At 72.4% G+C, this 13037-nt stretch carries 12 protein-coding genes; 7 read left to right on the forward strand and 5 right to left on the reverse strand.

What is annotated here, in order from left to right; all coding sequences use genetic code 11:
* Positions 1-74: 74 nt before the first annotated feature.
* Together phoP and phoR are read right to left on the reverse strand one after the other, a co-directional pair.
* Positions 75-746, reverse strand: a complete 672-nt coding sequence (phoP, locus tag Sri02f_RS08050) for a two-component system response regulator PhoP (protein WP_004000192.1) — start codon at positions 744-746, stop codon at positions 75-77.
* A 5-nt stretch (positions 747-751) separates the two neighbouring features.
* Positions 752-2071 (reverse strand): two-component system sensor histidine kinase PhoR, encoded by a 1320-nt coding sequence (gene phoR, locus Sri02f_RS08055; RefSeq protein ID WP_109000392.1) that lies wholly within the window; start codon positions 2069-2071, stop codon positions 752-754.
* 278 nt (positions 2072-2349) lie between these two features.
* Here phoR and phoU point away from each other — a divergent pair, with 278 nt between their 5' ends.
* Both phoU and Sri02f_RS41680 read left to right on the forward strand, forming a co-directional pair.
* The gene (gene phoU, locus Sri02f_RS08060; protein ID WP_109000393.1) at positions 2350-3099 is read left to right on the forward strand and encodes a phosphate signaling complex protein PhoU; all 750 of its coding nucleotides are present in this window, start codon (positions 2350-2352) and stop codon (positions 3097-3099) included.
* Positions 3100-3518: 419 nt separating this feature from the next.
* Entirely contained in the window at positions 3519-3677 is a 159-nt protein-coding gene (locus Sri02f_RS41680; protein ID WP_167467506.1) for a hypothetical protein, read from the forward strand.
* A gap of 81 nt (positions 3678-3758) precedes the next feature.
* Here Sri02f_RS41680 and Sri02f_RS42595 read toward each other — a convergent pair whose 3' ends face one another.
* The gene (locus Sri02f_RS42595) at positions 3759-4199 is read right to left on the reverse strand and encodes a DUF4232 domain-containing protein (RefSeq protein ID WP_245970513.1); all 441 of its coding nucleotides are present in this window, start codon (positions 4197-4199) and stop codon (positions 3759-3761) included.
* A gap of 618 nt (positions 4200-4817) precedes the next feature.
* On the opposite strand from Sri02f_RS42595, the gene sigJ reads away from it, so the two are divergent.
* The 3 genes from sigJ to Sri02f_RS08085 all read left to right on the forward strand — a co-directional run bounded on the left by sigJ (position 4818) and on the right by Sri02f_RS08085 (position 9015).
* Positions 4818-5762, forward strand: coding sequence for an RNA polymerase sigma factor SigJ (gene sigJ, locus Sri02f_RS08070; RefSeq protein WP_109000395.1), 945 nt, complete (start codon positions 4818-4820; stop codon positions 5760-5762).
* A 102-nt stretch (positions 5763-5864) separates the two neighbouring features.
* A complete protein-coding gene (locus Sri02f_RS08075; protein WP_109000396.1) occupies positions 5865-7154 on the forward strand; it encodes an NAD(P)/FAD-dependent oxidoreductase in 1290 nt (429 codons plus the stop codon).
* A gap of 574 nt (positions 7155-7728) precedes the next feature.
* Entirely contained in the window at positions 7729-9015 is a 1287-nt protein-coding gene (locus Sri02f_RS08085; protein ID WP_109000482.1) for a M48 family metallopeptidase, read from the forward strand.
* 134 nt (positions 9016-9149) lie between these two features.
* Here the strand turns inward: Sri02f_RS08085 and Sri02f_RS08090 are convergent, their stop codons facing one another.
* Entirely contained in the window at positions 9150-9911 is a 762-nt protein-coding gene (locus tag Sri02f_RS08090; protein ID WP_109000397.1) for a phosphoglyceromutase, read from the reverse strand.
* A 207-nt stretch (positions 9912-10118) separates the two neighbouring features.
* On the opposite strand from Sri02f_RS08090, the gene Sri02f_RS08095 reads away from it, so the two are divergent.
* Positions 10119-11387, forward strand: a complete 1269-nt coding sequence (locus tag Sri02f_RS08095; protein WP_174855607.1) for an MDR family MFS transporter — start codon at positions 10119-10121, stop codon at positions 11385-11387.
* Between the two features lie 82 nt (positions 11388-11469).
* Here the strand turns inward: Sri02f_RS08095 and Sri02f_RS08100 are convergent, their stop codons facing one another.
* Positions 11470-11985: a DUF2000 domain-containing protein gene (locus tag Sri02f_RS08100; RefSeq protein ID WP_245970514.1), complete on the reverse strand. Its 516-nt coding sequence runs from the start codon at positions 11983-11985 to the stop codon at positions 11470-11472.
* 121 nt (positions 11986-12106) lie between these two features.
* Between Sri02f_RS08100 and Sri02f_RS08105 the strand changes: the two genes are divergently transcribed.
* Entirely contained in the window at positions 12107-12955 is an 849-nt protein-coding gene (locus Sri02f_RS08105; protein ID WP_109000485.1) for a helix-turn-helix transcriptional regulator, read from the forward strand.
* Positions 12956-13037 lie beyond the last annotated feature (82 nt).

Genomic DNA, 13037 nt, shown 5'->3' on the forward strand with positions numbered 1-13037 from the left:
AGCCCGCGGGCCCAGGACATGGCTGAAGGGCGGCGCCCCGCGTGGGGCGCCGCCCTTCAGCCATGTGCGCCGGCCTACGGCTCGAACTTGTAGCCCAGGCCGCGGACCGTCACCAGGTAGCGCGGAGCGCCCGGGTCCGGCTCGATCTTGGCGCGCAGGCGCTTGACGTGGACGTCGAGGGTCTTGGTGTCGCCGACGTAGTCGGCGCCCCACACCCGGTCGATGAGCTGCATGCGGGTCAGGACGCGGCCGGCGTTGCGCAGCAGCATCTCCAGCAGGTCGAACTCCTTCAGGGGGAGGTCGACCTTGGAGCCGGAGACCGTCACCACGTGGCGGTCGACGTCCATGCGGACCGGGCCCGCCTCCAGGGCCGCCGGCGTCACCTCCTCCGGCTCGCCGCGGCGACGCAGCACGGCCCGGATGCGGGCGACCAGCTCGCGCGAGGAGAAGGGCTTGGTGACGTAGTCGTCGGCCCCTATCTCCAGGCCGACGACCTTGTCGATCTCGCTGTCCTTGGCGGTCACCATGATCACGGGGACGTTGGAGCGGCCGCGCAGCTGGCGGCACACCTCCGTGCCGGGCAGGCCCGGCAGCATCAGGTCGAGGAGCACGAGGTCGGCGCCGTTGCGCTCGAACTCGTCGAGTCCGTCGGGGCCCGTGGTCGCGACCGCGACCTCGAAGCCCTCCTTGCGGAGCATGTACGACAGGGCGTCGGAGAAGGACTCCTCGTCCTCGACGACGAGCACTCGGGTCACGGATGGACCTCCGGGGCGGAAAGCGTCTGGTACGCGGTCGAATTCGGGGATGAGGCGCGGGGCGGCGCCGGGCGTGAGGGGTGAGAAGAGGAGGGGTTGACGTCGTCGAGGTCGTCGACGTCGTCGACCTCGTCCGGGTCCGGACGCTGTTGCGCGCGGTCGCGGGCCGCGCCCGCCTCCGGCAGCCGCAGGGTGAACGTGGAGCCCTGGTTCTCGGCGCTCCACACCGTGACCTCCCCGCCGTGCGAGGCGGCCACGTGCTTGACGATCGCCAGCCCGAGGCCCGTGCCGCCGGTGGCACGGGAACGGGCGGGGTCGACCCGGTAGAAACGCTCGAAGATGCGCTCCTTGTCCTTGTCGGAGATGCCGATGCCCTGATCGGTCACGGCGATCTCGATCAGGTCCCCGCCCGGCGCGTTCACCCGACGGGCGGCGATGCCCACGCGGGTACGGGCGGGCGAGTAGTTGACGGCGTTCTCGACCAGGTTGCCCAGGGCCGCGGCCAGCTGGCCACGGTTGCCCCAGACGCGCAGGTCGGCCGGGCCTGCCGCGGCCATGGTGATCTGCTTGGCGCCGGCCTGGTGCCGGCAGCGGTCGACGGCCTCGGCGACCAGTTCGTCGATGCCGACCGGTTCGGCGTCCTCCAGCGGATCGTCGTTCTGGACCCGCGAGAGGTCGATGAGCTCCTGGACCAGGCTGGTCAGCCGGGTGGCCTCGATCTGCATACGGCCGGCGAACCGTTCCACCGCCTCAGGGTCGTCCGAGGCGTCCATGACGGCCTCGGAGAGGAGGGAGAGCGCGCCCACCGGCGTCTTCAGCTCATGGCTGACGTTCGCCACGAAGTCCCGCCGGACCGCCTCGATGCGGCGGGCCTCGGTGAGGTCCTCCACGAGCAGCAGCACGAGCCGTGAGCCCAGCGGGGCCACTCTGGCGGACACGGCGAGGGCCTCGCCGCGTCCCGTCCCGCGCCGGGGAAGGTCCAGCTCCACCTGGCGTATCTCCCCGTCGCGTCGGGTGTCCCGGGCCATCTTCAGCATGGGCTCCACGCTGAGTTTGCCCCCGCGGACCAGCCCGAGGGCGTACGCGGCGGAGCTGGCCTTGACGACGGCGTCGGCCTCGTCGAGGACGACGGCGGAGGAGCGGAGCACCGACAGGACGGTGTCCACGCCCGGCGGAAGCACCGGGTCCGTGTGCAGGGAGGTGCGCGTGGGGCGCTTCTGCTCCCGCTCGCTCCAGCGGAACGCCAGCATGGCGATGACACCGGTGAGCACCCCGGCGATCGCTGCCGCTGCGGCGACCGCCGCGTTCACGTCCATGCCCCCAGGTTAGGCACGGGTTCGGTCCTGGCCACAGCCATCGAGGTGCGAGCTCGAACACTCGTCGCCCAGAGTTCACCTTGGAGCCAGTGGTGGTTCATTTGAGGTGACGGAAATCGACGCGTACGGGGCGGAGCGTGGCACCGTGGGGTTCGCAGGTCCGGTCACAGGGCCGGTCGGCGCCGGTCGGAGAACCGGATCCGACCTGGTGTCGCGGCCGGTTCTGGCCCCCGGAACCGAACCCGAACCCCAAGAACGACGTACGAGAGGGAACCCTGATGCGGGACGCGTACCACGAGGAACTGGACTCGATCGGCGACAGCCTGGTGGAGATGGCCCGGCTGGTCGGGTCGGCGATCGGACGCGCCACGACGGCCATTCTCGACGCCGACCTGAAGCTCGCCGAGAGCGTCATCGAGGCCGACAAGAGGGTCGACGAGCTGCAGCACGATCTGGAGGCGCGGGCGATAGCGCTGCTGGCGCGCCAGCAGCCGGTGGCGACGGACCTGCGGATCGTCGTCACGTCGCTGCGGATGTCGGCCGACCTGGAGCGTTCCGGCGACCTCGCCCAGCACGTGGCGAAGCTGGCCCGGCTGCGCTTCCCCAACCGTGCGGTGCCGCACGACCTGCACGCCACGATCCTGGAGATGGGCCAGCTCGCGCAGCGCCTGATGGCGAAGGCGGCCGAGGTCATCATCACCAAGGACGTCGACCTGGCGCTCCAGCTGGAGCAGGACGACGACGAGATGGACCTGCTGCACCGCACGCTCTTCCAGCACCTGCTGGACGACAAGTGGAAGCACGGCATCGAGACCGCGGTCGACGTGACCCTGCTCGGCCGCTACTACGAGCGGTTCGCCGACCACGCGGTGGCCGTCGCCAAGCGCGTGGTGTTCCTGGTGACCGGCGAGCACGCGGACGAGCTCCAGCAGGACCTGCCGCCGGAGATCCAGCCGACCGCCGGAACGGGCGCGGGAGCGGGCGCGGGAGCGGGAGCGGGAGCGGGCGCCGAGGACGAGAGCATCTGAGGCGAGGCCCCCGGGGCGGGAGCCTCCGGGGCGGGAGTCTCCGGGGCGGGAGCCTCCGGGGTGGGAGTCTCCGGGGCGGGAGTCTCCGGGGCGGGAGTCTCCGGGGCAGTGGGCATGGCCTCTGGGGCAGCGAGGGGGGCGACCGGGCGCCGGAGAGGGCGCCCGGCGGCCGCGGACGCCAGGGATGCGGCGAGCGTCCGGAGCGCGGGTATCCGCGGTGCGGGCGTCAGCGGCACGAGCGTCGGACGGGTCGGGTGGTGCGTGTGGGGATCCGGCCCGCCCGCGCGCGGTCGTCCGCCGGGGGCGTACCGAATCCGGCCAGGGTGTGCGCAAGACACTGTGCGCCGTTGATGCGCCCAGGGGAACGGGCATGGAATGGGCACAGGTCCTGACAGGTCCTACGCCTCCGGGAGGAACCCATGGCCGAGTCCCCCAGCACTCCCACGCCCGACCCGACACAGCAGCGCCCGACCGAGCAGCCCGCCGAGATCAGGAACCTGATGCTGATCGGCGCGTGCGGCTGCGGTTCCGGGTGCGGCTGCGGATGCCAGTCGGGCAACCCCTGCCAGTGCGGCTGAGGGCGCACCGGACGAACGTACGCGGACGCGGGGCCCCGGTGTCGACACGACGCCGGGGCCCTTCGCCGCCCCCGGGACGCGTCAGGACTTGGCCGCCGCCACGGCCGTGACGGTCACCGTGTTGTCGCACTCGGCGAACTGCCCGTCGTCCAGGGCGACCTGATGCGCCCCGGAACCCGGCAGGCCGACGACGATCGTGGGATACACGGAGGGCTTCGCACCGGACACGCAGTACCCGTCGGCCTCCCCCTGCACCTGCACGAAGGTCAGCTTCACCCACGCCCTGCCGCCCGGGGCCACCGTGACCGGCACGGCCGGTCCGACGGGCGTGACGGCGAGCGGGGAGTTGTGCGCCGGGGAGCCGTTCCCGGCCCCGGCGACGGACGGGTGCCCCTTGAGGACGCAGGCCCGGCCGGAGACGTTGGTGAAGGTGACGATCGCGGCGCCGGTCCCGGTGCCCGTCGGCCGCTCGGCGGCCTGCCGGGCGGTGACCTTGAGACTCTTCGCCGCACAGGTCGCCACGACACCGCCCGACGAACCGCCGGCGGGCGACGCCGAGGCGGGAGCGGAGGCGGAGGCAGGGGCGGAGGCCGAAGGGGTGCCGGGAGCCGGGGCCGAGGCGGTGGCGGGGCCCGAGGACGCGGAACCGCCGGACGCGGACCCGCCGGACGCTGAACCGGCCGGGGCGGAGCTCGCGGCGGAGGAGGAACCCCCCGTGGAGGACCCCCCGGCGGCGGGGCTCGTGACGGGGGCGGAACTCCCGGCGGGGGAGGGCGAGTCCGTCGGCTGGCACCCCGTCATCGCAAGGGCTGCCGAGGCCACCACGGCAGCCGCCACCGAACCGCGGCGCGCGTGCCCGAGCACCCCCCGAAGGGCACCCCCGCTCCCGACCCGGTTCTCCCGGCCGTTCCCCGTTCCGCTCTCCGGTCCGTTCTCCCGTCCGCCGACGCTTCCGCCCGCGCTGCCATCCGTGTCACGCATGCCGTTCCCCCGATTCCGAATCGGCGCGGGCGTCCGCTTCGCGCCGTTGCTCACCCGGGCAGACGGACCGGAAGGCCGCGAAGGTTCTTCCGACCGGCCGCCTGTGACCCAGCGGTGACGAAACGCGGCCCGCGACGCCTGCGGGCTAGGATCCGTGCCATGGCCCTGACCGTGAGCGACGTGGACCGGTTCGAGGCGTCGAGGCCCCGCCTGGAGGCCATCGCCTATCGCCTGCTGGGCTCCGCGAGCGAGGCGGAGGACGCCGTGCAGGAGACGTTCCTGCGCTGGCAGACGGCCGACGTCGAGCGCGTCGCGGTCCCCGAGGCCTGGCTGACGAAGGTGCTCACCAATCTGTGCCTCAACCAGCTCACGTCGGCCCGCGCGCGGCGCGAGACCTACGTGGGCGAGTGGCTTCCCGAGCCGCTGCTCGCCGGGGACTCGATGCTCGGCCCCGCCGACACCGCCGAGCAGCGGGAATCGGTGTCCTACGCGGTGCTCACCCTGCTGGAGCGCCTCTCCCCCAACGAACGGGCGGTGTACGTGCTGCGGGAGGCCTTCGACTACCCGCACCGGGAGATCGCCGAGATCCTCGGTCTCACCGAGGCCGCCAGCCAGCAGATCTTCCACCGCGCCAAGAAACACGTCGCGCAGGGCAGGGCCCGCACGGAGATCGACGAAGCCGCGGCCCGGCGCATCGTCGAGGAGTTCCTCGCGGCCGCCACCAGCGGCCGGACCGAGCCGCTCGTGCGGCTGCTCACCCAGGACGCCATCGCGATCGGCGACGGCGGCGGGAAGGTCCCGGCCCGCGCCAAGGCGTTCGAGGGCGCTCTCGCGGTCGCGACCTTCATGCGCGGCCTGTTCAAGCCCAGCCGGGCCAAGCGGTCCCTCGTCGGCGGCTCGCCCGACGTCTACGCGGCGACCGCCAACGGCGCCCCGGCCCTCGTGGCGGTCCTCGACGGCCGGGTCATCGGCGTGATGTGCCTGGAGATCGGCGCCGACGGCATCGCCGCGTTCCGCAACCAGGTCAACCCCGACAAGCTCGAGCGCGCGACCAGGCGCTGGGCCGCCGCCGACCACGGGGAGCCCCTGCTCCGCGCCTTCTGACCGCGATGTGAGGTGCTTCACATCGCGCTTCTGTCAGGAAACGGCGGGCCGCCCGGTTCAAGTGGCGAATCAGCTCAGGCCGCTCAAGACAGGAGCAGCGACATGCAGCACCGCATCATCGTCCTCGGGGCCGGATATGCCGGAGCCATCGCCGCCGGGCGCCTCGCCAGGCGACTGCACCGCGAAGACGTCGCCATCACCCTCGTCAACGCCGAGCCCGACTTCGTCGAGCGCGTCCGGATGCACCAGCTGGCGGTGGGCCAGGAGCTCAGGCCCCGGCCGCTCAGCGAGATGTTCGCGGGCACCGGCGTCCGTCTGAAGATCGCGAGGGTCACGCGCCTCGACGTCGACCGCAGGACCGTCACCGTCCAGGCCGTCCACGCCGCTGACGGTTCCGACGTCACCGACGGCTTCGACGGCTTCGACGGCACCGAGGAGTTGGCGTACGACACCCTCGTGTACGCCCTCGGCAGCGGCTGGAACGACCAGGGCGTGCCGGGCGCCGCCGAGCACGCCCACCAGATCGCGAGCCGGCCCGGAGCGCTCCGGCTCCGCGAGCGCCTGTCCCGACTGGCCGCCGGAGAGCCCGTGGTCGTGGTGGGCGCCGGCCTCACCGGCGTGGAGGCCGCGACCGAGATCGCCGAGGCCCGCCCGGACCTCGACGTCTCCCTCGCCGCGCGCGCCGGCCTCGGCGACTGGCTCTCGCCCAAGGGCCGCCGGCACCTGCGCAAGGTCGTCGACGATCTCGGCATCACCGTGCACGAGCACACCGTCGTCCACGCCGTCGAGGCCGGCCACGTCGTCGCGGCCGACGGCAGGTCCGTCCCGTCCGCGGTCACCGTCTGGACGACCGGCTTCGCCGTCCACCCCATCGCGCAGGCCACCGCCCTGGAGGTCACCGGCGCGGGCCGGATCGTGGTCGACCGGACCCTGCGCTCGGCCTCGCACCCCGACGTGTACGCCATCGGCGACGCGGCCCTGATGACGGGCCCCGGCGACAAACCGCTGCGAATGTCGTGCGCCTCGGGCGTCCCCATGGCCTGGCAGGCGGCCGACGCCATCGCGGGCCGCCTGACCGGGGGAAAGGTCCCGAACGTGCCGCTGCGCTACTTCAACCAGTGCATCTCGCTGGGCCGCAGGGAAGGCCTCATCCAGTACGTCACCGCCGACGACCGCGCCGTCAGGGCGGCCCTCACGGGACGCCTCGCCGCGCTCTACAAGGAACTGGTCTGCAAGGGCGCGGCCTGGGGCGTCGCCCACCCGCTCCTCGTACCGACCGGCCCCCGCCGCATCACCCGGCAACTCCCCCGAACGAACCCGACGGACACCCCCACCACGACGAGCGCCCCGCCCGCGGCAGCCGACTCACCGGCCAGGACACCGGCCCCCTGACGTCCCGAACACACCGAACACACCGGGCCCCGACCAGAGAACCACCGCTCCCGGACTTCTCCCTCAGACAAGCCGCCCGGCCCGGTGAAGCGCGTCGAAGACCATCCCGTCGACGGCCGAGACCCGGTGCCGGTCGGCGTAGCGGAACCAGGCCTTCTCTCCCGCACCAGGGTCTCGCTGTCGGACTCGCCCGGCTCACGATGCCCGCCCGGGAAGTAGAACCGGTCTCTTCCATGGCTACGCGTCACCAACACCAGGCCATCCCGAACCAGGACCCACGCCACCTTCTCCGGCACACCGTCGCCCTCCGCCGTGGCCCGGGACCGTACCACCGAAAAGCCCCCTGCCGGCGAAGCCGTCACGGCCCTCTAGGTCACCGTCGCCGCCTGGGCCTTCGACTTCCCTTTGTGACGCCGACGGCGGTGGAGCGACCACGGCAGCAGACGGGCCAACTTGGGTCACGGTTCAGGCCGTACGGACGACCGCACCTTCACCGTGGCTTCATCGCGTGATCAGATCAGCTCGTATTGGCAGGTAGCGGCTCGGGGAGGGTCGCGGAGGAGGGGAAACCGTGGTGCCCGTCGTCGCCAGAGACACGACACAGCCGTGCCCGGAATGCGGCGCGGAGATCCGCGGCGACAGCCGGTTCACCCTCTGGTGCGCCGCCTGCGACTGGAACGTGGACCCCGCGGAGCCGCGGCCGGAGGCGGGACGGCTCGAACGAGCCGAGCGCGCCCTGGCCCGACGACATGGCGAGCAACTACTCACCGAGATGCTGAGCGGGCGCACACCGCGCCCGCGGCGCGACACCTCGGCCGTGACGGCCATCGCGCTCGCCCTGACCGTGCACGGCCTCACCCTCGCGCTCGCCGTCGGCGGTGTCTGGTGCGTGGTGGCGGGCCGGGGCGCGGCCGCCGTGGCGGCGGGTCTGGTGCTCCTCGTACTGGCCTGGGCGCTCGCCCCGAGGGTGGGCCGCCTGCCCGGCGACCGGCCCGTGCTGTTCCGGGCCGACGCGCCCGAACTCTTCGCCCTGGTGGACGAGGTGGCCCGGACGGTCGGTACCCGAAGCGTGCACGCGATCGCCGTGGACGGGAGCATCAACGCCAGTGTCAGGACGTACGGTCTGCGCGGCCGGCGGCTGCTGGTGCTGGGCATGCCGCTGTGGGAGGTCCTCACGCCCGCAGAGCGGATCGCGCTGCTCGGCCACGAACTGGCCCACTACGCCAACGGCGACACGCGCAATGGCCTGGTGGTGGGCACGGCGGTGCGCACCCTGTCCCTCTGGCACCACACCCTGCGGCCGCTTCCGCATCCCTCCGCCGTCGAGATGGCCGTCAACGCCCTCTACGTGGTGCCACGCCTGCTGGTCCGAGGAGTGCTGGAACTGCTCGTCCGCCTGACGTCGCGGGCCGGGGTACGGGCCGAGTACCTCGCCGACCGGCGGGCCGCCCGCACCGCTTCCACCCAGGCGGCGGTGGGCCTCATGGACCGGTTGCTCATCACCGAAACGATCGAGGTCCTGCTGCGCAGCGAGGCAAACCGGGCCGCTCTCGGCGGGGGGAGGTCCACCCGGGAGGCCACAGCCCGGGCCGACGAACTGTGGGGACTGCTCACCGCATACGTGGCGTCCGTCCCGGAACACGAGTACGAACGACAGCGCCGCGCCGGAGCCCGGCGCGGACACCAGGTCGACACCACCCACCCGCCGACCCATCTGCGGCGCGCCTGCCTGCTCGTCGGGGAACCCGTGGGGGCCGCGGTGGTGCCGCAGGCCCACCGAACCGAGCGGATCGTCATGGAACTCGCCGGGGCCCGCACGGAGGTGGCCCGGCGCCTGCTGCGCGACGGCCTCGGGGACTGAGGCCCCCGCGCACGCCCCTGCCGCTTCCGGGACCTCCCGCTTGCCTCACCGCCGACGGCCCGCAGACGGCCCAGCCCACCGAAAAGCCCCCGCCCCACGAGAAAACCGCAGGTCGGGGGCTGACCGGTGTCGCGTTACTTCTTCTTGCCCTGGTTTTTGACTGCCTCGATCGCTGCCGCCGCTGCTTCCGGGTCGAGGTAGGTGCCGCCCGGGGTGATCGGCTTGAAGGCTGCGTCGAGTTCGTAGGCGAGGGGGATGCCCGTCGGGATGTTCAGGCCCGCGATGTCGGCGTCGGAGATGCCGTCGAGGTGCTTGACGAGGGCGCGCAGACTGTTGCCGTGGGCGGCGACGAGGACCGTGCGGCCGGCGAGGAGGTCCGGGACGATGCCGTCGTACCAGTAGGGGAGCATCCGGATGACGACGTCCTTGAGGCACTCCGTGCGGGGGCGGAGCTCCGGCGGGATCGTCGCGTAGCGCGGGTCCTCGGACTGGGAGAACTCCGTGCCGTCCTCGAGGGGCGGGGGCGGGGTGTCGTAGGAGCGGCGCCAGAGCATGAACTGCTCCTCGCCGAACTCCGCGAGGGTCTGCGCCTTGTCCTTGCCCTGCAGCGCACCGTAGTGGCGCTCGTTGAGGCGCCAGGAGCGGTGGACCGGGATCCAGTGGCGGTCGGCGGATTCGAGGGCCAGCTGGGCCGTGCGGATCGCCCGCTTCTGGAGGGACGTGTGGACCACGTCGGGCAGGAGGTCGGCGTCCTTCAGGAGTTCGCCACCGCGGACCGCCTCCTTCTCGCCCTTCTCGTTGAGGTTGACGTCCACCCAGCCGGTGAACAGGTTCTTCGCGTTCCACTCGCTCTCGCCGTGGCGGAGGAGGATCAGCTTGTACGGTGCGTCGGCCATGCGTATGAGCGTAATCGACCGCTCCGATGCGGTGTGCGGCTGCTCGTACAGCGGACAGGACGGCGGTGGGACGGGCGACGAGTCGGCGGTGGGGCTGTGGCAGGGGCGTGACGATTGACCGGTTCTGTTAAATGAGTGGCCTCCGCCTCCGTTCCCCTCGTAAGTTCTGAGAGCTGTCTGCGCCACTTACACTCCGGGGGATCCGCCATGCCTGTCGCCGTGCTGAGACGTGCCGCCCGCGAGACGCTGTCCGGGTTGCCCCGAGAGTTCTGGTGGCTGTGGACGAGCACCCTCGTCAACCGGCTCGGCGCCTTCGTCGCCACCTTCATGGCGCTGTACCTGACCCTGGACCGCGGCTACTCCGCCTCCTACGCCGGGCTCGTCGCCTCGCTGCACGGGCTGGGCGGGGTCGTCTCGTCGCTGGGCGGCGGGGTCATGGCGGACCGGCTCGGACGGCGGCCCACCATGCTCATCGCCCAGACCTCCACCGCCGCCTCCGTCGCGCTGCTCGGGTTCATGGAGCATCCCGTCGCCATCGCCGGAGTCGCGTTCCTCGTCGGGATGGCCTCCAACGCCTCCCGGCCGGCCGTGCAGGCGATGATGGCGGACATCGTGCGGCCCGAGGACCGGGTCCGCGCCTTCTCGCTCAACTACTGGGCCATCAACCTCGGCTTCGCCGTCTCGTCCGCGGGCGCCGGGTTCATCGCCGAGGTCAGTTACCGCGCCGGCTTCCTCCTGGAGGCCGGGATGACGTTCGTGTGCGCGATCGTCGTCTTCCTCAAGCTGCCCGAGTCACGGCCCGAGCAGACGGACAAGGGCGGCGACGACAGCGACAAGGTCGGGCTGGGGACCGTCCTGCGCGACGGGCGCTTCATGAGCGTCGTCGGGCTGTCCTTCCTCGTCGCGCTCGTCTTCCAGCAGGGGGCCGTCGGACTGCCGGTGGCGATGGGCGCGGCCGGGTTCACGGCGGCCGACTACGGCATGGCCATCGCCGTCAACGGCGTCCTCATCGTCGCGCTGCAGATCCCCGTGACGCGGTTCATCGAGCACCGGGACGCCCGGCGGCTGCTGGTGATCTCCTCGGTGCTCGCGGGATACGGGTTCGGGCTGACCGCCTTCGCCGGATCGGTCGGCGTGTTCGCGCTCACCGTCTGCGTGTGGACCCTCGCCGAGATCGTCAACGCGCCCACCCAGACCGGGCTTGTCGTCCGCCTCTCCCCCACCCACGGCCGGGGTCGCTACCAGGGCATGTACACGCTCTCGTGGGCCGTGGCCTCCCTGGTCGCCCCGCTGATGTCCGGCCTCGTCATCGACCGGCTCGGCGCGGAGTGGCTCTGGGGAATGTGCGCGGTGGTCGGGACGGCGGCGGGGCTCGGCTACGGGCTGCTGATGCGCCGGCTCCCGGACGAGACGCCCGCGCCCGCCGCCGAGCGTACGGCCGCCGCGCCGGCGAAGCCCGAGGTCAGCACCGCCTGAGCCGTCGGAGCCCCCTGATCCATCGGCTCCGACTCATCCATCGGCTCCGACTCATCCGTCGGAGCCGCCTGAGCCGTCGGCGTCACGGGTGCATCCTCGCCCCCTTCAGCACCTTGTCCACCGCGTTCTTCGGGCCGTACAGCGCCAGCCCGACCAGGTCCAGGTCGGCCGTCGGCACGGCGCGCACCGCCGCGCGGTTGTCGCGGTCGTTGCCGGTGGCGAAGAGGTCGCTCGTGAACACCGCGCGCGGGAGGGAGCGGGACAGCACGCGCGCGTGGGCGGTCTTCAACGTCTCCTTCGTGCCCTCGAAGACCAGTACCGGCTGGCGGAACATCGGCAGGCACGGGACGCCGTCCGCGTCCTCGTACGGCTCCCCGATCACCTCGGGGAGCTCCGTGCCGAGCCCGCTGACCAGGAACGCGGTGACGTTCAGGCGCTGCCAGGTCTCCAGGTCCTCGCGAAGCAGCACGGCGATCTTCGTGTCGAAGCGGATCTGTTCGGCGTTCGCCGCAGCGGGGGCGGCCGGGGTAGCGGGGACGGCCGGGGTAGCGGGGGTAGCGGGGGCGAGCGTGGTGTTCCCAGCGGCCGTGGCGTTCATCGTCTTCGTCGTGTTCGTCGTTTTCGTCGTTTTCGTCGTTTTCGTCGTGGTCGTCGTGTTCGCGCTGTCCATACGACGAGACTGCCGCTCGTCGTCAGCCGCCGTCTTGTACGTTCTTTGCATGGCCGCCCAGCACCTGGCCGCTCAGCAGCCGGCCGCACAGCCCACGGCCGACGTCCGTGCCTGGCGGCCCCGCGTGCCGGGCGTCGTGGAGGTCTTCCACGCCCACTTCACCGAGTACGCCTACCCGATGCACGTCCACGAGGCGTGGACGCTGCTCATCGTCGACGACGGCGCGGTGCGCTACGACCTCGACCGGCACGAGCACGGGACGCCGCACGACACGGTCTCCCTGCTGCCGCCGCACGTGCCCCACAACGGCTCGCCCGCGACGTCGCAGGGGTTCCGCAAGCGGGTCCTCTACCTCGACTCCGGCGTGCTCGGCGAGGACCTCGTCGGGGCGGCCGTCGACGCGCCCGACCTGCGCGATCCCGTGCTGCGGCGGCGGGTGGGCCAGTTGCACGCCACGCTCGCCCGGCCCGGCGACGAGTTGGAGGCCGACAGCCGGCTGACGCTCATCGGCGAGCGGCTGCGGGCCCACCTCCGGCCCCGCCTGCGGCCCACCGGTTCCCCGCGCCCCGACCCCGACCTGGCACGGCGGCTGCGCGAACTCCTCGACGAACGGGTCGTGGCAGGTCTCGCGCTGGACGAGGCGGCCGGGTTGGTCCAGGCCCATCCGGCCCACCTGGTACGGGCGTTCAGCTCGGCCTACGGCATCGCGCCGCACCAGTACCTGACCGCCCGCCGGGTCGACCGCGCCCGTCGCCTCCTGCTCGACGGGTTGCCGTCGAGCGAGGTCGCGGCGGCGTCCGGGTTCTACGACCAGGCCCATCTGACCCGGCACTTCCGCAAGTTGGTGGGGGTCACGCCAGGACGGTACGGGCGGCGGGGCGGTCCCGCCGTCATGTGAACGGCGGCGGTCAGCCGGTCGCGTCCGTCGAACCCGTCACGCCAGTCGGGTCCGTCGCGTCAGTCGTGTCCGTCGAACCCGT

The organism is Streptomyces rishiriensis, assembly GCF_003112535.1.
Classification (GTDB): Bacteria; Actinomycetota; Actinomycetes; order Streptomycetales; family Streptomycetaceae; genus Streptomyces; species Streptomyces rishiriensis.

What these genes read in the sequence shown, in the direction of transcription:
- phoR (WP_109000392.1), bottom strand. Translation starts at nt 2,071, where the DNA reads ATGGACGTGAACGCGGCGGTCGCCGCAGCGGCAGCGATCGCCGGGGTG.
- phoU (WP_109000393.1), top strand. Translation starts at nt 2,350, where the DNA reads ATGCGGGACGCGTACCACGAGGAACTGGACTCGATCGGCGACAGCCTG.
- Sri02f_RS41680 (WP_167467506.1), top strand. Translation starts at nt 3,519, where the DNA reads ATGGCCGAGTCCCCCAGCACTCCCACGCCCGACCCGACACAGCAGCGC.
- sigJ (WP_109000395.1), top strand. Translation starts at nt 4,818, where the DNA reads ATGGCCCTGACCGTGAGCGACGTGGACCGGTTCGAGGCGTCGAGGCCC.
- Sri02f_RS08075 (WP_109000396.1), top strand. Translation starts at nt 5,865, where the DNA reads ATGCAGCACCGCATCATCGTCCTCGGGGCCGGATATGCCGGAGCCATC.
- Sri02f_RS08090 (WP_109000397.1), bottom strand. Translation starts at nt 9,911, where the DNA reads ATGGCCGACGCACCGTACAAGCTGATCCTCCTCCGCCACGGCGAGAGC.
- Sri02f_RS08095 (WP_174855607.1), top strand. Translation starts at nt 10,119, where the DNA reads ATGCCTGTCGCCGTGCTGAGACGTGCCGCCCGCGAGACGCTGTCCGGG.
- Sri02f_RS08100 (WP_245970514.1), bottom strand. Translation starts at nt 11,985, where the DNA reads ATGAACGCCACGGCCGCTGGGAACACCACGCTCGCCCCCGCTACCCCC.
- Sri02f_RS08105 (WP_109000485.1), top strand. Translation starts at nt 12,107, where the DNA reads ATGGCCGCCCAGCACCTGGCCGCTCAGCAGCCGGCCGCACAGCCCACG.